Genomic DNA, 24,444 nt, shown 5'->3' with positions numbered 1-24,444 from the left:
TACTATTAAGATATGCCATTAAATAATTAGACATGAGAAATACGATGAAACTTGCAAAAATAAAGGAAAATAGCATAAACTTTTTAGGAAGAGTAATTCGAGAAAAGGGGGAGAGAGAATGTGGTTATTGTTTTTTATTCAACTTTCGGTGGTCCTTACATTCCTAATTTTAGGGTGGGCAATCTTAAAAAAAGAGGCATACGGCCTTATTTCTAACTTCAAATCGCGACCAGAGGCGGAACAAGCAGAGTTAATCCAAAACGGATATCCACAAAGAATCGGAAAATTATTGATTGGTACTGCACTTGGAATGTTAATATTGTTTCCATTAATATTTACTCCTTTTACATATGCTCTCGAGGTACAATTTAGTTTTATGCTTGTATTCTTACTTGGTGGGTTTATTTACTTATCGAAATATGAAGTGATAAATAAACGTAAGAGAAGTTATATCATTAGTATGGTGCTTTTTATTGTGGTAATCGGGTTTGTTGCGGGCTTATCCGTTTTAGGATATCAAGAGTTTGAGTTGGTAATTCAAGAGGATACGTTCGAAGTAACTGGCTTATATGGTGATGAATGGAAGTACGAGGAGATCCGACGTGTAGAACTATTTGAAGTAATGCCTGAGGTCACCTATAGAACCAATGGATTTGGATTGCCAACTATGTCGAAAGGACATTTTAAAGTTAAAGATTTTGGAAATAGCTTATTATATCTGTATAAGGGAGATGCACCCTATTTGTATATTGAGCTAGAAGATCAGCAAATTTTTATTAATTCCAAGTCAGCTATTCAAACGGAAAACTGGTATAATCACCTTAGTCAAGAAATAGAAAATACTAATTAAACGGAAGGGCATTGCTATTTTTAACGCTACTTTTTCGCCTATATAAAATCCTAAAACTTTATAGTGAATATAGAAGGGTATCCTTGTAAGCTTATATATGTTATATTAAATTTTATTATTAAATGAAATTGAGGTTTTATTATTTATGGAAGATTTAATTAATTTACTAAAATACTTGTTATTAGGGATATTTCAAGGTGTAACTGAACCAATACCAGTTTCTTCGAGTGGTCATGTTCTGATATTGCAAAAATTGTTAGGAATTGAACTAGAAGGGTTAACATTCGAAATTATTGTAAATTTCGCTTCACTCTTAGCAGTTCTTTTTATTTTTAGAGAGTCAATCTCTCAACTTTTCTTTGGAGCTACTAGATATATAGTTAAACGTAACAGTGAGGATAAGTCAGATTTTCGCTTTGTCCTATTTTTAATCATTGGAACTATACCAGCAGGAGTTATTGGCTTTTTATTTGGGGACGATATTGCCGGTCAACTCGACGGTAATGTAAAAGTAGTAGGGGTAACCCTGCTTATCACGGGTGTGGCACTATTCCTTATCCGTAACTTAAGAGGACGGAAAAACGACACAGATCTGAAATTAAGAGATGCTATAATTGTTGGTTTTGCTCAAGCTATCGCGCTTGTCCCTGGAATTAGCAGATCAGGTGCTACGATTGTAGCAGCAATGGGAATGGGAATGAGACAAGATACGGCTTTGAAGTTTTCCTTTTTAATGTACATTCCTATCAGTTTTGGAGTAACATTATTAGGGATATCGGACCTTATCAGCATGCCTAATCTAAATGAGATGATTCTACCTTATACTGTAGCTTTCCTTGGTTCACTTGTTGCTTCTTATTTTGCGTTAAAATGGTTTATGAACATTATGGCTAAAGGAAATCTTGTTTATTTTGCAATCTACTGCTTTATTGTAGGTCCTTTAGTAATTATATTTTTATAGAAAAGATTGCCGAAAGGAAACTCCGATAGTGTGGGGTTTCTTTTTTTTAGTGACATTCGAGTTTAAATACAGAGAAATCACTGAAATAAATAAGTGGAGTTAAAGAGGATAAGTTAACGTTCACTTGCACATAAAAATAGAAATTGGACCCCCTAAGTTACTTGTAAATTAAAGAGTCCGCATTTCTTTTCAATATTATTTATCTCTGGTTTGTTATAAAATCAAGTTTTTCAATTGAACCCTGGTCCACCACCGAACCCTGGTCCACCACCGAACCCTGGTCCACCACCGAACCCTGGTCCACCACCGAACCCTGGTCCACCACCGAACCCTGGTCCACCACCGAACCCTGGTCCACCACCGAACCCTGGTCCACCACCGAACCCTGGTCCACCACCGAACCCTGGTCCACCACCGAACCCTGGTCCACCACCGAACCCTGGTCCACCACCGAACCCTGGTCCACCACCGAACCCTGGTCCACCACCGAACCCTGGTCCACCACCGAACCCTGGTCCACCACCGAACCCTGGTCCACCACCGAACCCTGGTCCACCACTGAACCCTGGTCCACCGCCGAACCCTGGTCCACCGCCGAATCCTGGTCTACCACCGAATCCTGGTCTACCACCGAATCCTGGTCTACCGCCGAATCCTGGACCTGCACCATAACCAGGAAATCCTCCGTATCCGCCGCCAAAGCCGCCTCCACCAAAGACACCTCCGTATGGGTTAAATAGAGCACTACCAACGAGCCCCCCTACTAATCCGCCGAGTAATGGAAATCCGAGGCCGCCAAAACCACCATAACCCCCACCGAATCCTCCTGGACCTCCAAAACCTCCAAAACCTCTAATATTAGGGGGACCGTTCCACCGCTGAGATAACATAATTAGCCTCCTTCAATATAGGATTACTTTGTATTGTATGTGCAAATGTCCAATCGGTGCCGAGCAGCGGTCGTGGTGGGGTATTGTTTTTCTATGCAAAAATGAGCTCTTTTCTATTTTTAAGAAAAGAGCTCATTTTTAATCAATTTTATTTAGGAAGCTTTGTTGTGTTGCTTTGCTATAAATTCTTTTTCAGTTTTTCCAGTGTTTTTAGCGTGTTGATATGTGCAGTAAACGAAGAATACTGCGATTAATATATATCCGATTGCAAAATCAGGAGCTGCGTTTATCGCTAATTTAGGTGCATGCATTAATCCTACGAAGGAGAGGGCAGCACCGATTAATGAGAAGTAGGCGGCTTTTACATAATTTTGATCGATTACATATACGGTGACTGCACCTAGGATAATAGCGGTAAACATTGCACCTTGACCGAGTGGTACAATTCCTTCTGAAATACCAGCTACTACTTCACCTGCATTGTTGTTAAAGCGTGTCATTACATAGTTTGCGAAGTATGGAAGCATCGCAATTGCAACAGCTGGGAAATATTTTTTTTCATTTGATTGAAAGGCTGTTGCAACCATAGAAATTCCAACAAACACTAAAATAGGAGCAACTGCTGCCAAAGGAATGATAGCAGCAAGGGTAGCAATTACGCCGGTTACTGCGGTAATACCAAAGACAATCGCATTTAATATACTATACCCACGTCCTGCACCCATCCACTTAGAACCGACTGTAGCAATATATACAGTCGTAGGGAATGGTCCACCAAATGCTGCACCAATCATAGCGCCGACCCCATCTACTGCTTGACATTCACGAATATCGTAAGAGTCGCCAGCTGCTGCCATTGCGTCAACATTATTCATTGTCTCAATGGCGTTATAAAGTGAAATTGGTAGAAGGATAGCTAGTAAGCCAATAAGTGATCCGAATAAATATGTCATTCCATCAAATGCTGCTAGTGATGGTAGTAATGGATAAAAACCAATATGTGCTAAGCCTTCACTAATTTTAGTAGGAGATTGATAGCCTAATGTGAAAGCTAAAATGGTTCCGATAATAACTGCAAATAACGAAGAGGGGATGTTGAATGGCATTGCCATCTTTCCAACCATTCCAACGATGATAATTGCAAGTGCTACTAAGCCAACGACTGGAATCGAGAAGGTGTTAAATAACATTTCACCGGCAATAAAAGTTAGTGCAACCCCAGCAACTGCACCGAGCATCGCAGCTCTCGGTAACTGCTTACGAACCCAATTTCCTGTAAAGCTCACTAATACTTCGATAAAACCGCTTAAAAATGCTGCAGCAACTGCAATTTTCCATGCCAACTCAGGGTCACCAGTTATTGTTTTTGCTGGTACTAATACACCAAACAAGAATACAAACATTACGGGAGTACTAATACCATAGGAGAGAGCAGTAACATCAGTTCTGCCTTCTTTTTGGGCCAAACGATTTGCCATATAGGCATAGTATATATTTCCAAACATAACGGCAACTGCGGCACCAGGTATGACTTTCCCGAACACGATACTTGCTGGAAAGCCCATTCCAAGCATTGTAACAGCAATGATAACGAAGTTTGCTAGATTATTTTGAAATAATGCGAAAAAAGCGTCCGTATCTTCTTTTTTATACCAAGGATAGTTTACAGTTTTTGATGACATAGTCATACCTCCAAAATTCAATCATGTTAGATTTGAACAGCTTCTTTCAAAAAAGTAACCTCGCCATTATCAAGAGATTGAATTCTAGCTAGCGACTCAATACGAAATCCAGCTTCTTCAAGTTTTTCTCTACCTGGTTGGAAGGATTTTTCGATGACAATCCCGATTCCTGCAACTGTTGCACCAGCTTGTTTTACAACATCAATTAATCCTAATGCAGCTTGGCCATTTGCGAGAAAATCGTCAATGATTAATACTTTATCGTTAGAGTTAAGGAATTCTTTCGCTATCGTTATTTCGCTTGTTTCTTGCTTTGTGAAGGAATAAACACTACTTGTATATACATTATCTTGTAGGGTAAGTGATTTTTTCTTCCGCGCAAACAAAAGTGGTGCTTTAAGCTCGTGTGCAGCAAAAAAGCTAGGCGCGATTCCAGAAGACTCAATTGTAACGACTTTTGTGATGGAAGAGTCTTTGAATCTATTGGCAAACTCTTTCCCAATCTCAATCATTAATTCTGTATCTATTTGATGGTTTAAGAATGTATTTACTTTTAGCACACCGTTTGGTAGAACAGTTCCTTTTTCTACAATGGCTTTTTGCAATAATTCCATGATTGTGCCTCCTAAGAATATAAAAACCCGAAAGTCGAAATGACACTATAGCATAATACTACAAGTGACCACTTCGACTTTCGGGTTTCATGAAAAAATAACATACAAATAATAGCATGAAAACTATGCTATTATCTGTAAACCTTTTGTCTAGTTATCACCCGTAGTCAAGCCATTTAAGGTAGCTTGGTAGATACTTGTAGGCCGTATTCCCACTATTATACGAGTTTGGATATATTAAATTGTTTGGATTATGATGTGATTATATATGAAAAAAACGGAATTGAAAACCCCTAAAGAGTAAAAAACGAATATTTTTGAATAATTAAGAGGATAAATTCGTGTTTAAAGGAAAAGCTATCCAGTTTATTCGGTAAATGAGGATGGGGCAAAACTAAAAAAACTCTTACAAAAGACGTACAATTTAAGTACCGGCTCTAAAAACCGCTATTGATTTTCGTGCAAGACTTCGCTTTCCGCGGGTGACCCGTGAGCCTCCTCGGCTTCGCATGCGGGGTCTCACATTGGCCACTTCTCTAAGCAGGAGTCTTCGTCTTACACTCCAATCAACCGCAGGAATAGCCTGAAAATTAAACGTATAGTTGAACACATAAAAAAACCGAACTAATTTGATCTTAAAACTCAAATTAGTTCGGCTTTTTCTTAGACTAAAACACTTTTGTCCCAGCTTCTGTTTTCTATTCTTCAATAGCTTGTTTGAGTTTTTTCATTTCTTTGAACATGTCTGCTTTTTCTATTTTGTATTCTTCTGCGATCTCACGAAAAGTTTGACCGTTTTCTGATTTCGCAAGTATCTCTTTTATTTCTATTCCGGCCAATTTTGAAAGAATAGATGCTTTTACAAGAGTATGTAATTTAGCACCTTCCTCTAGGTAGTTAGTAAGCTCTGCTTCATCTTTGTTTAAGTATGAAGCTAAGTATGGCAATACTTTGTCTTTATTTTCTTCGAGATACTTTTTGTGTTTTTTCCAATTGTGGTGATGGTTAACCTTTGCTTTATCTACCCCAAAATGTGCGGCTGTCTCTTCCCAAGATTTATTTTCCTTATAATAGGCTAATATTTTTTCCACCTCTACATTGGCTAGTTGGGAAAGCTTTAAAGCATGAAAGATATCATGTTTGTCATATCCGAGTTTTATTAATTCGGCTGCTTTTTCTTTATCGGCTTCCTCCCATTCCATTGGATGTTCATGCTTGTCGCCATGATAAGTATGGTGAGAGGTTGCTTCAACAGGGGATACTGAAGCTACCCCTATTAAGAAAGCGAAGCATACCATAAATAATACTATTTTTTTCAATCGATTCCCTCCTTAATGTATATTCCTTACATAACTTACCCCATAGTTCAAAAAAAATGTAATAATTTCCTTATTTGTGGTATTAATTTACTGGTGGAGGAAAATAGATAGTGAAAATAAAGAATTAAATCGTAAATGAAGAATGTACTTTCCCAATAGCCACTTAAGTTAAACTGTTCTAAGATAGAAGGTGAGGCTATCGGACTAATAAATAGTAAATTATTTCAATTTATATAAAACCTTAATAATACTGGTGGGAGGTAATGACTTGAAAAGAATATTATCTTTAATTGCCATTGCAAGTCTAGTGGTGTTTCTAAGTGTGATAGTAAACCATTATAAAAATTACTCCATAAGCAATTCAGAAAGGGATATATTGAGCTTTCTTCAAAATTGGTATGAAGAAAACGAAGGCGTTCAAGAAGCCCCATTTATTTTAGAATTAATTACAGTTGATAATTCGGATATGTTGATTGCTACATTTTTACATAAGGAAGAACAGATTGGTATTATGCTATTAAAAAAAGGCCTAAATCAAAAGCTGAAATTAGTGAAAATATTAGATGAACAAAGTTTTTATTCGGAATTACTAGAGACGAATAAAGGAAAATATGTATTATTTGCTGGGGAAAATCAGAAGCTGGCTATTAAAACCATTTACACTGATATAGTAGATGAGAGTGGACCCAAAAGTATCGACATTCCTCCTCAAAGGTATTTTACACAAATTAAAAAAGCAGAAAACCTATTAAAAAGTAGTGCTTCGCCAATCTTTCATTATCGAACATTACGAGATGCCTTAGATGCTGAAGCCGCAGATTATCGAGATATGGAAATTATGTTTGTGGATGAAGATAATCAGACTTTCATGTTGCATTCGCTTATCGATAGCAATTTAAACACTGTATTGGGGAGCTTTGAACTAAGTGAAGAAGGATATACACTACATACTATAGAAGATTCTGATACGTATTCGATGGTAGGGGATAAAGCTTTTTGTTTTGAAGAGAAGAAAATTAAGAATGCTGATAAAGAGATTACCTTTTTGCATGGCTTAATTCCAGATAAAGATAAAGTTAAAAGAGTAGTTTTGGTGATAGAAATAGAAGACGAAATGATTTATCAAACCGCTAGCGAGGTGAAAAATCAACAATTTCTATTACATGTTCAAATTCCAGAAAGATTAATAGATGGAGAAAAAACGAAAAAGAAATTTTTGTTATATGATGAAAAAGGCAAATACCTTGGAACAGAGATGAAATTATAATTAGGAAGCTAGCATGCTAGCTTCCTAATATTTTTGAAACTTTTTTGAGGAAATTCTCGTCTAACCTTGAAAGTGGTGATAGGAATGTTTTTTATAAAATCAATAATTTAATCAAAAAAAAACCGATAACATAAAGGGGCAGTAAGATATATGAAGAAAATTACCATTCTAGGATCAACAGGGTCGATTGGAACTTCCACTTTAGATGTGGTGCGGCAGCATCCAGATAAGTTTAAAGTGGTGGGGTTAACAGCATTAAATAATATTGATTTGATGATTCAACAAATCAATGAATTTCGACCAATGAAAGTTAGTATTGGGAACAAGGATTTAGCTGAACAGCTACGGTTACAGATTCCTTCTGAAACGGAGATTTACTACGGGGTAGAAGGAGTTATAGAAGTTGCAGCAAACACTACTGCTGAAATTGTAATGAGTTCAGTTGTTGGAGCTGCAGGTATTCTGCCAACAATAGAGGCGCTAAAGTCTGGGAAAGATATTGCCATTGCTAATAAAGAAACATTAGTTGCAGCTGGTCAACTAGTTACAGAGATTGCTAGAGAAAATAATTGCAAGTTAATTCCGGTAGACAGTGAGCATTCCGCTATTTATCAATGCTTAAACGGTGAGAATGAGAAAGATATCGAACGTTTAATTGTAACCGCATCTGGTGGAGCATTTAGAGATAGAGCAAGAGATGAAATGCGCCACTTGAAAGCCTACGACGCTCTTAAACATCCAAACTGGAACATGGGTGCAAAGTTAACTATTGACTGTGCGACTCTCATGAATAAAGGGTTTGAAGTAATAGAAGCCCATTGGTTATTTGATATTCCGTATGAAAAAATCGATGTGCTCGTACATAAAGAAAGTATTATTCATTCTATGGTGGAATTTATTGACGGCTCTGTGATGGCTCAACTTGGGGCTCCTGATATGAGAGTTCCTATTCAATACGCATTAGAGCATCCAAGAAGATTAAAAGGTTCTTACCAACGATTAAATTTTGCTGAGCTTACCACTCTTCATTTTGAAATGCCTGATCTTGAAAGATTTCCATGCTTACAATATGCTTTTAATGCGGGGAAAGCTGGTGGAACAATGCCGGCTGTGTTAAATGCGGCGAATGAAGTGGCAAATCGTCTATTTTTAGAGGGGAAAATTGGGTTCCTTGATATAGAGAAGCTACTTTATGAAACAATGTCATCTCATCAACTGCAAATGGACCCGAGCTTAGATGATATTTTCGAGGCGGATCAGTGGGCAAGAAAAGCCGTGAAAAATTATGTGAAAATATTACATTAAACAGGCAAAAGACCGCACTTTTATTAGTAAAGGGTGCGGTCTAACTTTTTGCAGGTTCTTCGCTTGTATAGATATGTTTATATACTGAAATATTTTGCAATATACTGACAACCATTAAAGCAAACATCATCCAAAAATACCAGATATCATGAATAACAAATGCTATAACAGATGCCACTAACATTAAGAAGCTTGCCATAATGCTAATAACAAATATGATTTTACTTAACCTCAACAGTCCATCCCCCCATAAGTGTTTATGATTAAATAAGAAATCGGAAAAATGTAATGTATTTTATTGGTATTTATATACCCTTATGAAATTATCGTATGTCTGCTATTATACACGATTTTAACCTGTCTCTTCATTACATTTATGTAAAAACAAAGATTAAAGATTATATCTTAATCTTAAACGAATGTATGGAGTAAAAGGTTCTGAAATATTGGTATAAAATTGGTTTTTTTTCAAAGAGAGTTCATGCTTGGGAGAAGAACGATACGAGAATGTTGGCAGTTTAGTAAGTAGAGGAATGCTTGCATTTAGCAATTCGCCAAACTTTAAGAAATCAAAGTGAATAGTAGAGAGAGATCCAATCAGAACAAAGAGAACTGCAACAAATAGTTAGCAGTTAACTATACATTGATTAATGTCACTCGTTTATTTTCACTAATTCATGAACATCCATCAAGTATTCATCCGTTGATTCATGACGTACCCAACCAATTTGAGGAGCAAATGTGGAGGAGCCTGTTCGTAGAATTGTTCCATCCTTATCTTTTTCTTCAAAATCAATTACAACTGCATCGTTAAATGTTTTCGCAGGTGTCTCTACACTGGTATTAATTGAACGAATATGATAAGTAATATCCACATCGAGATCTGATAATTTTTCGGTCCACTCATTTCCAACTTCTAAGGGGTAACCAATAATTTTTGTTTTTGGAAATGCTTTTATATCTTTTGCTGACCAGTCCTTCGGGAAATCCTCTGATAATACTATATATCCATAAATTCCATCTTCTAACTCCTCATAAAAATTATTAGATTCTGCTATATCTGTAGTATCCAATTCTTGAACTAATTTCACTTGTACAAGCTTACTCTCCGGTACTTGGCTATAAAGCACTCTATATTCAGTATGCTCCTTGTCTTCAATATAACGTTGAAAGGTATAGTCGCCAGATACAGGAAGAAGAGATGGTGGTGTGGCGGCTTTTCCTGGTATTGATTCTTTTGTATTACAACCAATTATGGCAGTTACACTAACAAAAATAGCCAAAAGGAGTACAAAGCGTATCTTCATTTCAAGCTCCTCCAATTATTTAGATGTTGTTAGTGTAACCATTTTTTCAGAAATCCATCATAGAGTTATACCTAAATCCTTAAGGAAACCTGAGGAATCTTCAGAGAAATAGTAAAATAATGGGTGATCCTTCTTTTCATTAAATATAAGCATATAGGGTCTCTCTTCTTCTGGAAAGATAAAGATAACCTCTATTATTGGATCATTAAGAAGCTCATGATCGATACGCACCTTAGGATCAAGGGGTACCTTTATCATTATTCCATTTTTCGGTGTTGGATTAAGCTTTGGATAAAGAGATTCTACACTTTGTACAAGCGTTATTGCTGTATCTCTTTTGTTTTCATCCAATGGGATCGTCTTAACAACTTCACTTTTTGTTACATCAAAAACCTCTATTTGGAGGTTAGGCGTAGCTAAGGCTGAATGTGAAAAGTATAAGCAAACCAGTAAAAGAAGGAGTGAAATCTTTTTCATTTTGTTTCACCTCGACTTTAGTATGCGACGTACACATACTTTTAACACTGGGTTTAATCTTCATGGCCAAGAAACCGATAACCGATATATAAAATAATGAAGCAAATAATTGTAATTGCTAGCAAGTCATATCCTATACAATATGATCCAAAGCAAAGTTTCCCCATATTAACCCTCCTGAGTAAAGAAAGTATTTAGTTTAAGTCTATTTTTATTTTGGATTACAAAGTACTTTTAACAGTAAGCTACACTGAAAATACGGTGGCCTCTTTGAACATCCTGTAGATTTCCGTGCCTCAGCTCAGGTGGCAGCGATCGCGGGCAGTCTTGGGAGTCGCCCTCAGAGTGCCAGTCTGAGTCGCAAGCCGTGCACCCAAATCTAATAGAGGAGGACGAGTTAACTTGAAGTAACCGCTTTCATTTTGAGCCGCATAATAATTTAATGTAAAAAGTCGAGCCGCAGAAAACGAAAAGTATACGTTTCGTTCTGCGGCCGACTTTATTTATTCCTCTTTTTCTTTTTGCTGTTGTATTAACTGTTCAAGGTGTGTGATGGCTTCTTCTTGTTCATAGGTAAACAAAATCATATCATCTGTCAGGTAACCAGTGTATTCAAAAATGACATAAGCAGGGGTTTGTTCAAAATTGTATCGAGAATATGCTTCGTTTGCATTTTCAAGCCCTACAATTACTTCACCTGATCTTAGTATTAGGTCAATATCTTCAATTTCTGACAGAGATGCATCTTCTTGATGATCCACTACTTCCAAATAGGAGAATCGTTCCTGGATTTCTGGAGCTTGGCCACAGGCAGTAAGAAAAAGGAGGAATATGGATAGAAAGAATAATTTCTTCATAACCATTCACCTCACAAATTTATTAGACAATCCTCAATAGTATTCGACAATTTACTTCATATTCCTTTATTTTCACTCGAAAAAATTAGGGGATTTTAGTGAAACATATTTCCCTAATTTTCTTCCTTTTTTTCTGTGCTTTTCATGGACTTGCTCTCATACATTGGTAGGGACAACATTCCAAAAAGAGGCGATATAGATGGAGCAATTTTTTCTTACTGTTTTTGAACTATTTACTGGATTAGGTGTGCTAGGGATTGCACTCGGATTAATGATAGAGATTATTCCAAGTGAAATTGTCCTTGGCTATGGTGGGTATTTAATAGCTCGAGGAGAAGTGGGCTTCTTCAGTGCTGCTTTAGCGGGAGTAGTTGGTGGAACGCTAGCTCAGCTTTTTTTGTATTGGGCAGGTAGCTATGGAGGAAGACCTTTTTTAGAAAAGTATGGGAAGTATATCTTCATTCACCCAAAGCATCTTGATTTATCGGAGAAGTGGTTTCAGAATTACGGACCAATTGTGATTTTCACAGCACGTTTTATTCCAGTTGTGCGTCATGCGATTTCCATTCCTGCTGGTATTGCTAAGATGCGATTCTTGCCGTTTTTACTATACACGATTGCAGCAGTGATTCCATGGACTATTTTATTCTTATTTATAGGCTTTCAGCTTGGAGAAAATTGGCGTGAAATCAAACAAGTGGCACAGCCTTTAATTGTTCCTATGATGATTTTACTTATTTTAGGAGCTATAACGTATTTTGTGTTTGATCGTAAACGTGGATAGAAAGGAGGAAGAATTAAATTGTCAAAGTTAGAAGCCTTTATACTAGGGATTATCCAAGGGTTAACAGAGTTTTTGCCTATATCGAGTACGGGCCATTTATACTTAGGTAGAAATTTATTTGGCTTGGAAGAGGCAGGTCTATTACTAGATACCATGTTGCATTTTGGTACTTTAATTGCTGTCTTGTACTTTTATAGGGAAGAATTCGCAAAAATCATTCGTAATCCTTTTCATAAACTCACTTTTCTTTTAATTATTGGAACAATTCCAGCCGTTGTAATTGGTCTAACCTTTAAGGACTATTTTGAAGAAATTTCGAAATCCGGAGTAACAATTGGCTGGGAATTTTTAATCACTGGTGCTTTTCTGTGGTTCGCTGACTCTATTAAACAAGGTGCTAAGAAAATGGAGGACATTTCTTGGAAAGATGCACTTTTTATTGGTTCTTTTCAAGCGGCAGCAATATTTCCAGCAATTTCTCGGTCCGGACTTACCATAGTTGCTGGTTTGTTTCGAAAATTGGACCGGGAAACGGCAGCGTACTTTTCCTTTCTTTTATCCACTCCAGCAATTGCAGGGGCAGTGTTTTTGCAAACAGTCGAGGTTGCTCAAGTAGGGCGCGAGGATATCTCACTATTTGCATTAGTAATTGGAATATTATCTTCCTGCCTATTCGGATATTTCGCGGTAAAATGGATGATTAATTATTTGAAAAAACATTCGCTACGCACCTTTGCAGTCTATGTTTGGATATTAGGTATAGCTATCATCGTCCTACAACATTTTGATTTATTCTAATTGTTGACAGGTGAATTTCTCATAGTAAGATGAATGTATGGTGTTATTTACCAAAACGGGTGCAATTGTCTTGAAAATGGGGTGAGGATATTGGAGCAGAATCAAAAAATCAAAGCGTTGGAAGAGAGAATGCATCAACTAGAAGAAGAAGTTTCTACATTACGAGCAAAAGTACAGAATTTAGAAGCTACACCTAACGTTAGAAAAGCATCCACGCAACAATCTTTCGCTTCCAAGGAAAAATTAATTGTTAATGATGTTGCACAACAAGAAAGCGTGGAACCAAGGGATTGGGAAAAGATTCTCTTGCAAACATGGCTGCCACGTGTCTTTATTTTTGTTTTCATAATAGGAGTAATTTGGGGCTTCAAAGCAGCATCTGACTATGGTTGGTTAAACGACTTTGTGAAAATTGGACTGGGGTATCTTACTTCAATGGGTTTCCTCTTAATTGGTTACAAACAAATGAATCAGAAACGAGAAGTATTAGGACAGGTGTTATTAGGCGGAGGAATCGCGATTCTCATTTTAGCAACCTTTGCGATGCATAGTTTGTATGGGATGGTGGGACCTACCATAGCCTTTGTCCTTCAGATTCTTTGGGTTGTAGGCGGAGCATGGCTAACTGTTCGCTTTAAATCTCAAGCTTTAGCAATGATAAGTGTAGTTGGAGGCTTTCTTGTTCCATTCTTAATTGAGAGTAGCAATCCCTCTATCTATGTTTTTGTCGGGTATGAAACAATCTTGTTTCTTGTATTTTTATATTTAGCAATTCAACAGCGATTTATCTACTTGTATGTCACATCATTTGTGCTATTAAATAGTACATTGATTCTGTATTATGGGTTTTCGCCTAATATCGATCAAGCGTTTTTACTTGCAACATCGATTATCATACAGCATGCAGTCATTTTATATTTTTTCCTAACTACCAAGCTGTTTAGGAAAGTACAGGCTGTGACGGTATTCAGTAGTGCTCTTATCACCTACTGGTGGGTGGATAGTGTTTATCTGAGTCTTTCAGTCACCTTATTTCTATTGTTGGGGCTTGCCACATATGGAGTACTATCCTATTTATGGAAGTACGATAAGAGGAAAATAGATGTCCTCGCGACAAGTGGATTATTATATTTATTCCTTTTCATCTTCCATTTTGTTCATGAGGATATCATCGCAGTGTTATTGTTAATACAAGGGGTGGCTTCCTTCTTTATTGCGGTAAAATATGATAGCATCTTTAATAAAGTTTTTGCTGGATTTATCTATTTTGTAGGAATGTCTATGGTTTTCTTCTCATCCATACAAGATCCTTGGTCAATCGAATCACTACAGTGGTTGGTCCTACTTGCCACATTTATAGTTGGCATCTGGATAGTATGGCAAGGTAGTAAGGAGAACAAGTTTAAAGCTTTAACGATAGGAGGCTTAATTTTCACCTTCCTATCTTTAGTCTTTGTCTCCCAGTTTACAATGGCCGCTACAGATGGATTACCATATGAAACGCAAACTATATGGCTAAGCTTTGCCTGGATTACACAAGCAGTTATAACGATTGTAATTGGAATGTGGAAGAGATTTAACTTGGCAAAATATATTGGAGTAGGTTTACTTGTGCTAACGCTTGTGAAGCTGATTCTACTTGATCTCCCATTTATTCCGATTCAATTTAGAGCTTTATTATTTATCGTTCTTGGTGTGATTGGTTTAGTTGCATCACGGGTGTTTTATCGGAAAAAGTAAAGGAAAGGTTATTCCCTGCGGCATGGAGTGATGTGCTGTGGGGGTTTTTTAGTTATTCATGAAGTGAGGGGTTCTCTCCCATTCTCTAAAAATTCTGCTAAAATAAAGATAGGATTTAAGGGGGAATAGTGGATGTTTAAAGATATTAAATCTCGAAATAAACCATTTGTTATCTTGCAATTTATGTTATTCTTCTCAGGTCTAGTTCTAGGGGGAGTGGGTGTATATACTGAAAACACTCACTTCTTAGGCTGGATGTTTTGGTTAGTGAGTGGTGCATTTTTGCTACGGGGATTTGAAGTATGGTTAACACGTAAGCAGCGATACATAGGTTATTTAGTTTTAGGTTTTCTTTATCTTTGTGTGTCTCTTTTCTTTTATCCAGTTTGGTAGTCTTAGTTTAAATGGAAAAAGCCGTGAAGAAATTTGTCTCTTCACGGCTTACTGTATGTTTTTATAGTTCGTCAAATCCGTTATCCACGACATTAACCTTCGTATATTGACGTGATTTTTGCTCGAAAAAGTCTGATTTTCCTAAGTCAACTTCTTCGTAAGCCTTAATCCATTTTAAAGGATTGGTTCGATATCCTTCAAAAGGTCGGTCAAATCCTAGTTGATTACTTCTAACATTTGCATAAAATTTAATATAGCTTTCTACGTCCTCTATATCAATCCCAGTTATTTTGTCCCCTAGGATATGTCGAGCCCACTCAATTTCGAGTTCAGCTGCATGAACAATTGTTTCTTCTACGAAAGATTTCAATTCAGCTGTATTGTATTCCGGATATTCTACAAGCACTTCTTTGAAAATTTTCACGAATAAATCTACATGAATTTGTTCATCTCGATTGATGTAATTAATCATGGTACTAGAAGCAACCATTTTTTGATTACGTGCTAAGTGGTAGAAAAATGCGAAGCCGGAATAGAAGAACAAACCTTCTAGAATGACGTCGTAAACAATTGATTTAAGGAAACTTTCTACATTAGGATCTTCTGCAAAGGCTGCGTATCCGTTAGTAATAAAGTCATTTCTCTTTCTTAAGGTCGGCTCTGTTCGCCAGTACTCAAATACTTCTTCTTGCTTAGAGCGAGAGACAAGACTAGATAATACATAAGAATAGGAATGGTTATGAATCACTTCCTGTTGTGCAAGCATAATCATAAGCGCATTTAAGCTGGAATCTGTTAAGTAATCAGCTACCTTTCCAGCGTAATCTGTTTGAATGCTATCTAATAATGCAAGTAAGCCAATAATTTTTAAAAAGGCTTCTTGTTCATTTTCTGAAAGATTTGGAAATTGTTTCGTATCCTGTGCCATATTTATTTCAAATGGCGACCAGAAGTTTGACAACATTTTTTTGTATTTTGGGTATGCCCATGAAAAGGCAACATCATCCCAATTTAATACATTGGAGCTTTGCCCATTAATAATCTTTGTAGAGCGGTTAGGGGCAGTTGCATCCATTATTAAACGAGAAGTAAGGGTCTTGGTCATGATATTCCTCCTAATAGCTTAGCTTGCACATGAATCACATTCTTCTACTTCTTTTGAGGTAGATCGAACATAATACGTCGTTTTTAGGCCTTGTTTCCAAGCATCTAAATGTAATTCTAGTAACGCCTTTGCTTTTATGGCATTTGTTACATACAAATTAAAAGAGATTGCTTGATCAATATGCTTTTGTCTTGCTGCGTTTTGGGCAATACTCCAATGCTGATCGATATGATAAGCAGATTTATATAGCCATGTTGTCGTAGCATTTAAGTCTGGAGCTGTAACAGGTATCTTGTAATCTTTCTTTTCTTCGGAGTAAACCTTTAAAAAGATAGGATCAATACTAGCAGTGCTGCCCGCAATGATAGAAGTAGTAGCATTTGGAGCAACTGCCATTAGATAACCATTTCTAATTCCGGTGCTAGCAATATCAGCCATTAAAGTATCCCAATCGAAAAGTTCGTCTGATTGATAGCCTCTTTTCCTAAAGTATTCTCCAGTTTGCCAATCGGAGCCCTCACACACTGGATAGGCGCCCTTTTCTTTTGCCAAATCGACACTAGAAGCAATCGTATAATAAGCAATTTCTTTGTAAAGTGAATCAGCATAGCGTACAGCTTCCTCACTCTCCCATTTAATACCTTGTAAAGCTAAAAGATGATGCCATCCAAATGTACCTAAGCCAATAGCACGATATTTCTCGTTAGACAATTTTGCTTGTAGTACAGGAATTGTATTTAAGTCAATTACATTGTCGAGCATTCGAACTTGGATTTTAATCAATCGTTGTAAAACTTTGGCTGTCACAGCACGAGCAAGATTAATGGAAGAGAGATTACACACGACAAAGTCTCCGGGTGTTTTCACGGTAATGATGGAGCCATCTTCCACAAATTGTTCTTTAGTTGTAGTGGGACTCTGATTTTGTGTGATTTCTGTACATAAGTTTGTGCAGTAAATCATGCCTTTATGATGATTTGGATTCATTCGGTTTACTTCATCACGATAAAACATAAATGGACTACCTGTTTCAAGCTGTCCGCGCATAATTCCTTTCATTACATCAATTGCGGCAATTTTTTCCTTGTGTAACGAAGGATGGTTCACACATTCCCAATATTTCTCTCGGAAAGTTCCAGCTCCTTTTTCTTCATCAAAAAAGTCCTCTAATGAATATCCCATCACATTTCTAATTTCATGAGGGTCAAATAGATACCAGTCACCACGACTTTCCACTTGTTCCATGAATAAATCAGGAATACATACGCCATTAAATAAATCATGTGTGCGCATTCTCTCATCGCCATTATTCAGCTTGCTATCGAGAAAAGAAAAGATGTCCTTGTGCCATACATCTAAATAAACGGAAATAGCGCCTTTTCTTTGTCCGAGCTGATCGACGCTTACAGCAGTATTGTTTAATTGCTTCATCCAAGGTATTACACCACTAGATACTCCCTTAAATCCACGAATATCACTACCTCTGCTTCGGATTTTTCCTAAGTATACACCGATTCCTCCACCAGATTTTGAAAGGTTAGCGATATCTGTGTTGCTGTCATAAATACCTTGTAAACTATCATCGACCGTATCAATAAAACAACTTGAAAGTTGTCCATAGTTTTTCCCAGCGTTAGAAAATGTAGGAGTAGCAACCGTCATATATAAATTGCTAAGCGCCCAATATGCTTCTTTGACAAGCTCAAGGCGATTTTCTTTTTCTTTTGACATTAAAGTCATTGCAATTATCATAAATCGTTCCTGTGGAAGTTCCCAGAGCTTCTTCGCATAATCTCTTGTAAGGTAGCGGTCTGCTAATGTTTTCAGCCCTATGTATGTGAAGAGCTTGTCTTTATCAGGGTCGATAGCAGCTTCTAGTTCAAGGATATCCTCCTTGCTGTAAGAATCGATTAAGGTCGTGTTAAAAATGCCTTCTTCCACTAAAGAAGATAAGAGGAAAGAAAGATTACTATACGGATTCTGTGTTCCTCTTGTAGCACATGCTTCTTGATAGAGTTGCTTCAGTAGAAATCTCTCTGCAACAAAGGTCCAATCAGGTTCTTCTTCTGTTAATCTACTAAGCGCTTCTAGAATTAACTGTGGGAAGATTTCTGTTATGTGATAATTTTCTTGTTTTTCAATTATTCTTATTGCTTTCTCTTTGAAATCATTTGTTTGTAAATGAGGAAATTCTTTTAATATTTCAGTGGTCCAAAGAAGACATACTTGTTTATATTTATTTTCGTTGACTATTGAAGTGGTCATCTCATTCAACTCCGTTTCCTTGTAAAAATAAAAAAATCCACTCGAAATTGAGTGGATCAAACGATAGTAGAAGAGAATGGGACTCTTAATTCCTACATACAGACCATAGGAAAGAAAAATTCACTGTTCTAAAATCGTTTCATCATCTCAACTCCCGAAGAAAAAGAAACATCTCGCTAAAGGCAGGTCTCCTGACTTGTGCTTCTTCCTACATTGAACCTTCCCATATAAGAGCCGTTAAGCCTTCGTATACAGTGGTGAATCAATTCGTCTGCACTTACAGTTGCGGGGACAGTTCTGGATTTAAACCAGATTCCCTATTAAGTCTTTGTTTAGACACCTTTTTTGCATTAATACTATATATAGTTATTTTATTTGTTGTGTGTACTGTATTTTGTGTTTGTTGATAGTATTATCATACTTTATAACATCTGAAATTACAATATGCATTTCAAAAATAAAAGGCTTTGTTATATTTGACTATCAATAGTGGCGTTTAACAGATCCAAATAAAAAGAGCTGCGATTACCGCAACTCATTATATACTAATTTGTCCTTCTTGTAGAATTTGTTCAATTGTTCCTGTAATTTGTATATCTGTTAAGCTTACACCAGTAGAGATAAACTGAAGACTTAATTCAGGTCGTAAGCCAGTGATTACTGGGGTGATACCAATTAGTTTTAATGAGCGGATAAGCAAGTCCAATGTATGTACAACGGATTCATCTAATTTATAGACACCTGAGAAGTCAATAATTAACTTATTGATGGATAAGTTTTTACTTTTTTGTAAGGTTTCTTCAATCAAAATACTTGCTCTTAATTCATCAATATCACCAACTAGAGGTAAGATACCCATGCCCTTAAATAAAGGAACGATAGGAATCGAAAGTCTGATAAAAGAAGTACGTGTTTCTAATAATTTTTGTTCAGTTGCTACCGTATAGGCGTGACTAAACCCATAGACAATTATATTGAATATTTCATCAATACAAATGAAAATTTCAGTTAAATTTTTAGAATGAATACCAGATTTAGATCCCTCTTCTTGGATAAATATCCAAAGGGATTTTTTATACAATGTCATGTTTGATAAAGTATCTTCTAAAGATCCGCCAGCCTGAACTGACATGAAACCGACAGATTCTCCCCAGTTTTTAGCTTCATCTAGTAAACTTTTTTCCGATTCTTTTACATAATTTCCAATAAACTTAATAAGGGTATGGAAAACTTCTTTTATCATCTCTTTATTTACAGGATCACGATATTGAGGGTTTTCTGGATATGTTAATTGAATTTCATTTAGCATACGTTCAGAAATATCAAGATATGATTCTATCAATTTATTGCCAATTATTTGGTTATGTACCTCATTAGTCATAATCGAGTCCTCACTTTGTTCCTTTTTTTGTCTATCTAGTTTATTTTAATCAATAAATAGGCATATGTATATCTTTAGAGAAAGCAGATAGGAGAATAGTTTTATATTAAGTTTTTCAAAAGAACTTAAAAATAGAAATAAATAAGAGAACCTAGTATAATCCTCGTTGAGATAGTAGAAGGAGTGGATGGAAAATTGGAAAGAATTCGATTATCAGAGGATCTTGATATTTCCCGTATTGTTCATGGAATGTGGAGATTAAATGAATGGAAATACGAAAACGAACAAGCAATTTCATTTATCGAGCAGTGCTTGGAATTAGGCGTTACTACTTTTGATCATGCGGATATCTATGGGAATTATTCTGTGGAAGAAAAGTTTGGACAGGCTCTATCAATCAAGCCATCCCTTCGAGAAAAAATGGAGATTGTGACAAAGTGTGGAATCAAACTAATATCCTCCAATAGGCCTGATCATAAAATAAAATATTACGATACTAGCAAAGAGCATATTATTTGGTCCGTAGAAAATTCATTAAAGAATTTTCAAACCGATTACATTGATGTGCTTCTAATTCATAGACCAGATCCTTTCATGGACCCAGCGGAAGTTGCTGAAGCTTTTTCGTTACTAAAAGAACAAGGAAAGGTAAAACAATTTGGGGTCTCCAATTTTAAACCAACGTCGTACAGTATGCTTAATTCTTACTTACCTTTCCCGCTAGTAACAAATCAAATTGAGATCTCCGCTACTCATCTAGAACATTTTGAAGAGGGAACGCTAGAACTTTGCCAGCAAGAAAGAATCTCACCTATGGCATGGTCACCTCTAGGCGGAGGATCTATTTTTACTAGTGAGGATGAAAAGGTTGTTAGGGTAAGAAAGGTGCTAGAACAAATAAAAGAAGAACTAGGAGCTACATCTGTCGATCAGGTTCTCTATGCATGGCTCTTATCGCATCCAGCAAAAATAGTTCCAATCGTAGGCTCAGGGAAAATAGCAAGAGTGAAAACCGCGGTGGAATCCACAAGCTATACTTTATCAAGAGAACAGTGGTTTAACATCTATCAAGCCTATCGAGGTAGGGAAGTAGATTGAGTTTATGCAAAGAAAAAAGCAGGTCAATTTTTGCCTGCTTTTTTCGCTAACACCCATATTAAAATTTAAACTGGTTATTTCGTTTATTCATAAATTTTTTAAAGATATCGGAAAACAGCATAAGCCCGATAAAGCCAAAAATTAAGTATGATAGGTTAAAGTATAATGCTGGATCAATTCGAACGTGTTCGGCGCCAGCTGCAATCTTAATAATTTGATAGGAATCAATAGCAACTTTTGCAGCTATTAAAATAAATATTGCTACCAAAACTCTCCAAAGTAATTTCAACGAAAACCCCTCCAATATTCTGCATGAAAATTTTTCTATTTGTGATTGCTATTATAGTTAAAAGAAAAGTAGAAAATCGTTGTTTACTATATCAAAAAATCGGGAATAAGACAACCCGTCTTTCGTACCTGAAGTCTGTATTATAACACAAGGTGTGTATACGTATCTATCGTAAATCACTATGCAAATTATTGTATTAAAAATAAATGAAAAAGTCGACCTTTGTGAAGATACCAGAAAAACCAATGATTTGATTTGTTTGTACAAGAAAAAGCCACTCTGTCGGAGTGGCTTTCATTTAAAAGGCTATGATAAAGCCAATTTTTGATATATGACCAACCCTAGGGGTCGAAAAATTTTGCTAAATAGCTCTAATTAGGCCCTGTTATAGGGGGAATTTAACAGGATTTCGAACTTTATCTAAACAGGAAAACTCTAGAGATGGATTCTAGGAGGTGATCTTCAACCCAACCACTCCAATAATGATGAATGATAGCAATAACATTCGAATGACACTTTTTGATTCTTTAAATAGAAGCATGCCTAGTAGGACACTGCCTGCTGAACCTATACCAGTCCATATCGCATAAGCGGTTCCCATTGGTATTTCGGTTAACGCTAAGGAAAGAAAGTAAAAGCTCATCATTCCAACGATGATAAATGATATAGAAGGGACAAGCCGTTTAAATCCTTCTGCCTTCTTCAGTGCCAGTACAGCTCCTATCTCACAAAAACCAGCGATTGTTAGAAAAATCCACGCCATATTATCCTTCCTCCCCATGTTGCTCTGCAGGGGTTGTTAATTTAAGCCCCACAATTCCTGCTAGCATTAATCCAATAAAGAAGAGCTTTGACATACTAGCTGATTCTTGAAAAATGAATATTCCCACTAGTGCCGTACCAGCCGCACCAAAGCCTGTGAAGATGGCATAAGCAGTTCCAATTGGTATAAACTTTAGTGATTTAGAAAATAAATAAAAGCTGATAGAAAGTGTAGCAATTGTAATGAGGCTCGGTACTAAGACGGTAAACCCGTTCGAAAAGCGTAAACCGAGCACCCAAACTATTTCAAATAAGCCAGCTATAAAAATATAAATCCACTGCATTACTTCGTTCCTCCTGTTTCAATGCCTTTCCAATAGTGATCAAAGGCATGTATTACTTTTTGTTCATATTCATTTAACGGGTAGAAAAAACGTTGTACGAAAAGACCATCAATCAAACAGTAAAAAGCATCAATAAGTGGTTGGATTGGTTGATTACTAATTTGTTGATTTTTTAGTGCATTAGAAAAAATTTTTTCAAGAATATTTGTCGTATATACTTCACTTTGTACAAATTGTTCTCGTATAAGGTCTTGGAATTTTTCTTCTGGAAAAAGCATGGATCGTTTGTAAAGTAAACCGAGCTCCTCATCTTTCCAAAAATCCACCATTTTTTTTACAATAAGCAGCAACTGTTCTCTCGTAGAATGCTCGGCAAACTCTTCTTTAGACAAACTAATACTGGTAGTAAAGACTTCCATTAATTCGATGATTATTGTTTTATATAAATCATCCTTATTCTTAAAATGTGCATATAAGGAAGGTTTTTTAATTCCTACCATTTCTGCCACATCATTTAGAGATGTAGCATAATATCCTTTTTGAGCAAAAAGTTGAAGTGCGCTTTTTTTTATCTTATCCGAAGTGGAGACTGTCATAGTTAAATATCACCTCATTTAATAATTCGTCCTACCTACCGTTCGTTAGGTAATATCAAAATTATACTACCAACGTCTTAATAAATCAAATGATTTTTTTAGGTTGTTTAGAGCTAGGAATGTTTTGTATTTCTTAAAAGGGGTAATAAATTTGTAAGAGATGAGGGAGGAATTGATGTGAAAAAAAGATTGAAGAAGAAGCTTGAGAGGAGACAGGCACTATTTAAGTCTCAAGCGGAGCATCGAGCAATCGGCCACACAACTAGATTAGTAGCTGCACATCAGAGATCCAAACATAATACACACAAGGCAATATCTAAAGAACAATAAGGAGGGCTTACTCTTGAGTGAAAATACATTGCGAGTAAAGAATCAAAAACTAATGGAAAAAGCAAAGTACGTAGAAGATGGTTCAGCATTAAAAAAAGATGCCAAGAGTGTCCGAAGAATAAATAGGCATATGGAACGCGAAAAGAATAGAAAAGTACAAAAAGCAGAACAACCTGCTTATGAAGTCTTTGTCAATAATAAATCCTTCCGTGTGACTGGTGTGAAATCAGAACATGAAGCCATCGATAAACTCTCGAAATGGAGTGCATTTCATAATATGGTAAATAAGATGAAAGAAAAGGAAGAAGAAATAAATATCGAAGCGAAAAAAATAGAAGGATAACAAAACACGCCACAATTTTTGTGGCGTGTTTAAGTTTACAAATTTACCTTATTCTTCACTCGAATAGTCCTTAAGCTTCCATAGAATTATATAGTTTTAGTTAAAAGTGATTTAACTTAAACACACTGGAAAGAGCTAATTCGATTGGTATCAATTCCAAAGTAAACCCATGTAAAGAAGAACCAACGATAACCTGCAACGGATCTTCTACCTAAGAATGTAGGATAGAACCAGAACGATTCACCGTTATTTAAACGAATGTATGTGAAACGGAATAAGCATCTTCGCATTGCACCTGAATCTACTGCAAAAGTACTTGGCCCTCCTACCCCAAAGGTTTGTGCTGTTGGAGCAGGGGGAGTAGATGGAGGTGGACCAGTAGGTGGTCCACTTTGCCCTCCTTGCCCTGGAGGCCCGAATCCTGGTCCTTGTCCCGGAGGTCCGAATGAAGGTGGTCCACCTGGTCCTTGCCCTGGAGGTCCGAATGGAGGTGGTCCACTTGGTCCCTGCCCTGGAGGTCCAAACGGAGGAAACCCTCCAGGTCCTGAACCAGAACCTGGTCCGAAAAATGGCGGCATGCCTGGTAATTGTCGATATGGATACATAAGGATAACTCCTTTCCCTTAACTTCTCTATACGGTATGCATATGCCTATATTTTGGTGAAAGGAGTCTCTTATCTAAAAAA

27 protein-coding genes and 2 riboswitches are annotated in these 24,444 nt (G+C 36.6%); of the genes, 11 read left to right on the top strand and 16 right to left on the bottom strand.

The annotated features are described in order from the left end of the window. Nucleotides 1-118 precede the first annotated feature (118 nt). Entirely contained in the window at nucleotides 119-850 is a 732-nt protein-coding gene (locus BK580_RS17730) for a DUF3784 domain-containing protein (RefSeq protein WP_078381635.1), read from the top strand. 145 nt (nucleotides 851-995) lie between these two features. Beyond that, a complete protein-coding gene (locus BK580_RS17725) occupies nucleotides 996-1,811 on the top strand; it encodes an undecaprenyl-diphosphate phosphatase (protein ID WP_078381634.1) in 816 nt (271 codons plus the stop codon). A gap of 230 nt (nucleotides 1,812-2,041) precedes the next feature. Here the strand turns inward: BK580_RS17725 and BK580_RS23705 are convergent, their stop codons facing one another. From BK580_RS23705 to BK580_RS17705, 4 genes are all read right to left on the bottom strand, one after another. Next, on the bottom strand, nucleotides 2,042-2,701 hold the full coding sequence (locus tag BK580_RS23705; RefSeq protein WP_169865094.1) for a hypothetical protein: 660 nt from the start codon (nucleotides 2,699-2,701) through the stop codon (nucleotides 2,042-2,044). Between the two features lie 152 nt (nucleotides 2,702-2,853). Continuing rightward, nucleotides 2,854-4,383: a SulP family inorganic anion transporter gene (locus BK580_RS17715; RefSeq protein WP_078381632.1), complete on the bottom strand. Its 1,530-nt coding sequence runs from the start codon at nucleotides 4,381-4,383 to the stop codon at nucleotides 2,854-2,856. Nucleotides 4,384-4,409: 26 nt separating this feature from the next. Further along, nucleotides 4,410-4,997, bottom strand: coding sequence for a xanthine phosphoribosyltransferase (locus BK580_RS17710; protein WP_078381631.1), 588 nt, complete (start codon nucleotides 4,995-4,997; stop codon nucleotides 4,410-4,412). A gap of 144 nt (nucleotides 4,998-5,141) precedes the next feature. After that, a riboswitch (purine riboswitch) is annotated at nucleotides 5,142-5,243 on the bottom strand. 452 nt (nucleotides 5,244-5,695) lie between these two features. After that, nucleotides 5,696-6,316, bottom strand: a complete 621-nt coding sequence (locus tag BK580_RS17705) for a hypothetical protein (RefSeq protein WP_078381630.1) — start codon at nucleotides 6,314-6,316, stop codon at nucleotides 5,696-5,698. A 268-nt stretch (nucleotides 6,317-6,584) separates the two neighbouring features. Between BK580_RS17705 and BK580_RS17700 the strand changes: the two genes are divergently transcribed. Together BK580_RS17700 and BK580_RS17695 are read left to right on the top strand one after the other, a co-directional pair. Further along, entirely contained in the window at nucleotides 6,585-7,583 is a 999-nt protein-coding gene (locus BK580_RS17700) for a hypothetical protein (protein ID WP_078381629.1), read from the top strand. A gap of 150 nt (nucleotides 7,584-7,733) precedes the next feature. Continuing rightward, complete coding sequence (locus BK580_RS17695) at nucleotides 7,734-8,888, top strand: 1-deoxy-D-xylulose-5-phosphate reductoisomerase (protein WP_078381628.1); 1,155 nt, start codon at nucleotides 7,734-7,736, stop codon at nucleotides 8,886-8,888. A gap of 40 nt (nucleotides 8,889-8,928) precedes the next feature. On the opposite strand, the gene BK580_RS17690 is transcribed toward BK580_RS17695, so the two are convergent. The 4 genes from BK580_RS17690 to BK580_RS17675 all read right to left on the bottom strand — a co-directional run bounded on the left by BK580_RS17690 (nucleotide 8,929) and on the right by BK580_RS17675 (nucleotide 11,529). Then, nucleotides 8,929-9,123, bottom strand: a complete 195-nt coding sequence (locus BK580_RS17690) for a hypothetical protein (protein ID WP_078381627.1) — start codon at nucleotides 9,121-9,123, stop codon at nucleotides 8,929-8,931. Nucleotides 9,124-9,541: 418 nt separating this feature from the next. After that, nucleotides 9,542-10,195 carry a hypothetical protein gene (locus BK580_RS17685; protein ID WP_078381626.1) on the bottom strand — a complete coding sequence of 218 codons (654 nt, stop codon included), beginning with the start codon at nucleotides 10,193-10,195 and terminating at the stop codon, nucleotides 9,542-9,544. A 57-nt stretch (nucleotides 10,196-10,252) separates the two neighbouring features. Next, entirely contained in the window at nucleotides 10,253-10,672 is a 420-nt protein-coding gene (locus tag BK580_RS17680) for a hypothetical protein (protein ID WP_078381625.1), read from the bottom strand. Nucleotides 10,673-11,175: 503 nt separating this feature from the next. Continuing rightward, nucleotides 11,176-11,529, bottom strand: coding sequence for a hypothetical protein (locus BK580_RS17675; RefSeq protein ID WP_078381624.1), 354 nt, complete (start codon nucleotides 11,527-11,529; stop codon nucleotides 11,176-11,178). Nucleotides 11,530-11,728: 199 nt separating this feature from the next. Between BK580_RS17675 and BK580_RS17670 the strand changes: the two genes are divergently transcribed. The 4 genes from BK580_RS17670 (at nucleotide 11,729) to BK580_RS17655 (ending at nucleotide 15,244) form a co-directional block, all read left to right on the top strand. After that, nucleotides 11,729-12,313, top strand: a complete 585-nt coding sequence (locus BK580_RS17670) for an undecaprenyl phosphate transporter UptA (protein WP_078381623.1) — start codon at nucleotides 11,729-11,731, stop codon at nucleotides 12,311-12,313. A gap of 18 nt (nucleotides 12,314-12,331) precedes the next feature. Next, nucleotides 12,332-13,111, top strand: a complete 780-nt coding sequence (locus BK580_RS17665) for an undecaprenyl-diphosphate phosphatase (RefSeq protein WP_078381622.1) — start codon at nucleotides 12,332-12,334, stop codon at nucleotides 13,109-13,111. A gap of 90 nt (nucleotides 13,112-13,201) precedes the next feature. After that, nucleotides 13,202-14,851, top strand: coding sequence for a DUF2339 domain-containing protein (locus BK580_RS17660; protein WP_169865091.1), 1,650 nt, complete (start codon nucleotides 13,202-13,204; stop codon nucleotides 14,849-14,851). A 132-nt stretch (nucleotides 14,852-14,983) separates the two neighbouring features. Beyond that, a complete protein-coding gene (locus BK580_RS17655; protein WP_078381620.1) occupies nucleotides 14,984-15,244 on the top strand; it encodes a hypothetical protein in 261 nt (86 codons plus the stop codon). Between the two features lie 61 nt (nucleotides 15,245-15,305). On the opposite strand, the gene BK580_RS17650 is transcribed toward BK580_RS17655, so the two are convergent. The 3 genes from BK580_RS17650 to BK580_RS17640 form a co-directional block, all read right to left on the bottom strand. Beyond that, nucleotides 15,306-16,349 carry a ribonucleotide-diphosphate reductase subunit beta gene (locus BK580_RS17650; protein WP_078381619.1) on the bottom strand — a complete coding sequence of 348 codons (1,044 nt, stop codon included), beginning with the start codon at nucleotides 16,347-16,349 and terminating at the stop codon, nucleotides 15,306-15,308. A gap of 18 nt (nucleotides 16,350-16,367) precedes the next feature. After that, the gene (locus BK580_RS17645; protein ID WP_078381618.1) at nucleotides 16,368-18,614 is read right to left on the bottom strand and encodes a ribonucleoside-diphosphate reductase subunit alpha; all 2,247 of its coding nucleotides are present in this window, start codon (nucleotides 18,612-18,614) and stop codon (nucleotides 16,368-16,370) included. A 164-nt stretch (nucleotides 18,615-18,778) separates the two neighbouring features. Further along, a riboswitch (cobalamin riboswitch) is annotated at nucleotides 18,779-18,973 on the bottom strand. Nucleotides 18,974-19,152: 179 nt separating this feature from the next. Continuing rightward, entirely contained in the window at nucleotides 19,153-19,995 is an 843-nt protein-coding gene (locus BK580_RS17640; RefSeq protein ID WP_078381617.1) for an STAS domain-containing protein, read from the bottom strand. Between the two features lie 195 nt (nucleotides 19,996-20,190). On the opposite strand from BK580_RS17640, the gene BK580_RS17635 reads away from it, so the two are divergent. Next, nucleotides 20,191-21,093, top strand: coding sequence for an aldo/keto reductase (locus BK580_RS17635; protein ID WP_078381616.1), 903 nt, complete (start codon nucleotides 20,191-20,193; stop codon nucleotides 21,091-21,093). A gap of 58 nt (nucleotides 21,094-21,151) precedes the next feature. Here the strand turns inward: BK580_RS17635 and BK580_RS17630 are convergent, their stop codons facing one another. The 4 genes from BK580_RS17630 to BK580_RS17615 all read right to left on the bottom strand — a co-directional run bounded on the left by BK580_RS17630 (nucleotide 21,152) and on the right by BK580_RS17615 (nucleotide 23,084). Continuing rightward, nucleotides 21,152-21,382 carry a hypothetical protein gene (locus BK580_RS17630; protein ID WP_078381615.1) on the bottom strand — a complete coding sequence of 77 codons (231 nt, stop codon included), beginning with the start codon at nucleotides 21,380-21,382 and terminating at the stop codon, nucleotides 21,152-21,154. 448 nt (nucleotides 21,383-21,830) lie between these two features. Continuing rightward, nucleotides 21,831-22,145, bottom strand: a complete 315-nt coding sequence (locus BK580_RS17625) for a DMT family transporter (RefSeq protein ID WP_078381614.1) — start codon at nucleotides 22,143-22,145, stop codon at nucleotides 21,831-21,833. Nucleotide 22,146: 1 nt separating this feature from the next. Continuing rightward, a complete protein-coding gene (locus BK580_RS17620) occupies nucleotides 22,147-22,488 on the bottom strand; it encodes a DMT family transporter (protein WP_078381613.1) in 342 nt (113 codons plus the stop codon). Continuing rightward, nucleotides 22,488-23,084, bottom strand: coding sequence for a TetR/AcrR family transcriptional regulator (locus BK580_RS17615; RefSeq protein ID WP_078381612.1), 597 nt, complete (start codon nucleotides 23,082-23,084; stop codon nucleotides 22,488-22,490). Before BK580_RS17615 ends, BK580_RS17620 begins: the two co-directional genes overlap by 1 nt. A 177-nt stretch (nucleotides 23,085-23,261) precedes the next feature. On the opposite strand from BK580_RS17615, the gene BK580_RS23700 reads away from it, so the two are divergent. After that, the gene (locus BK580_RS23700) at nucleotides 23,262-23,414 is read left to right on the top strand and encodes a hypothetical protein (RefSeq protein WP_169865088.1); all 153 of its coding nucleotides are present in this window, start codon (nucleotides 23,262-23,264) and stop codon (nucleotides 23,412-23,414) included. A gap of 13 nt (nucleotides 23,415-23,427) precedes the next feature. Further along, nucleotides 23,428-23,757, top strand: a complete 330-nt coding sequence (locus BK580_RS17610) for a hypothetical protein (RefSeq protein ID WP_078381611.1) — start codon at nucleotides 23,428-23,430, stop codon at nucleotides 23,755-23,757. A gap of 116 nt (nucleotides 23,758-23,873) precedes the next feature. On the opposite strand, the gene BK580_RS23695 is transcribed toward BK580_RS17610, so the two are convergent. Beyond that, entirely contained in the window at nucleotides 23,874-24,362 is a 489-nt protein-coding gene (locus BK580_RS23695) for a hypothetical protein (protein WP_078381610.1), read from the bottom strand. Between the last annotated feature and the right edge of the window lie 82 nt (nucleotides 24,363-24,444).

Origin of the sequence: Sutcliffiella halmapala, assembly GCF_002019665.1 — a bacterium.
Classification (GTDB): domain Bacteria; phylum Bacillota; class Bacilli; order Bacillales; family Bacillaceae_I; genus Sutcliffiella_A; species Sutcliffiella_A halmapala.
This window is presented reverse-complemented; position numbering and strand designations above follow the sequence as displayed.

Bases quoted from the DNA above. Each gene is read 5' to 3' on its own strand.
- BK580_RS17730 (WP_078381635.1), top strand. From the start codon at position 119: ATGTGGTTATTGTTTTTTATTCAACTTTCGGTGGTCCTTACATTCCTA.
- BK580_RS17725 (WP_078381634.1), top strand. From the start codon at position 996: ATGGAAGATTTAATTAATTTACTAAAATACTTGTTATTAGGGATATTT.
- BK580_RS23705 (WP_169865094.1), bottom strand. From the start codon at position 2,701: ATGTTATCTCAGCGGTGGAACGGTCCCCCTAATATTAGAGGTTTTGGA.
- BK580_RS17715 (WP_078381632.1), bottom strand. From the start codon at position 4,383: ATGTCATCAAAAACTGTAAACTATCCTTGGTATAAAAAAGAAGATACG.
- BK580_RS17710 (WP_078381631.1), bottom strand. From the start codon at position 4,997: ATGGAATTATTGCAAAAAGCCATTGTAGAAAAAGGAACTGTTCTACCA.
- BK580_RS17695 (WP_078381628.1), top strand. From the start codon at position 7,734: ATGAAGAAAATTACCATTCTAGGATCAACAGGGTCGATTGGAACTTCC.
- BK580_RS17685 (WP_078381626.1), bottom strand. From the start codon at position 10,195: ATGAAGATACGCTTTGTACTCCTTTTGGCTATTTTTGTTAGTGTAACT.
- BK580_RS17680 (WP_078381625.1), bottom strand. From the start codon at position 10,672: ATGAAAAAGATTTCACTCCTTCTTTTACTGGTTTGCTTATACTTTTCA.
- BK580_RS17675 (WP_078381624.1), bottom strand. From the start codon at position 11,529: ATGAAGAAATTATTCTTTCTATCCATATTCCTCCTTTTTCTTACTGCC.
- BK580_RS17670 (WP_078381623.1), top strand. From the start codon at position 11,729: ATGGAGCAATTTTTTCTTACTGTTTTTGAACTATTTACTGGATTAGGT.
- BK580_RS17655 (WP_078381620.1), top strand. From the start codon at position 14,984: ATGTTTAAAGATATTAAATCTCGAAATAAACCATTTGTTATCTTGCAA.
- BK580_RS17650 (WP_078381619.1), bottom strand. From the start codon at position 16,349: ATGACCAAGACCCTTACTTCTCGTTTAATAATGGATGCAACTGCCCCT.
- BK580_RS17645 (WP_078381618.1), bottom strand. From the start codon at position 18,614: ATGACCACTTCAATAGTCAACGAAAATAAATATAAACAAGTATGTCTT.
- BK580_RS17640 (WP_078381617.1), bottom strand. From the start codon at position 19,995: ATGACTAATGAGGTACATAACCAAATAATTGGCAATAAATTGATAGAA.
- BK580_RS17625 (WP_078381614.1), bottom strand. From the start codon at position 22,145: ATGGCGTGGATTTTTCTAACAATCGCTGGTTTTTGTGAGATAGGAGCT.
- BK580_RS17620 (WP_078381613.1), bottom strand. From the start codon at position 22,488: ATGCAGTGGATTTATATTTTTATAGCTGGCTTATTTGAAATAGTTTGG.
- BK580_RS17615 (WP_078381612.1), bottom strand. From the start codon at position 23,084: ATGACAGTCTCCACTTCGGATAAGATAAAAAAAAGCGCACTTCAACTT.
- BK580_RS23695 (WP_078381610.1), bottom strand. From the start codon at position 24,362: ATGTATCCATATCGACAATTACCAGGCATGCCGCCATTTTTCGGACCA.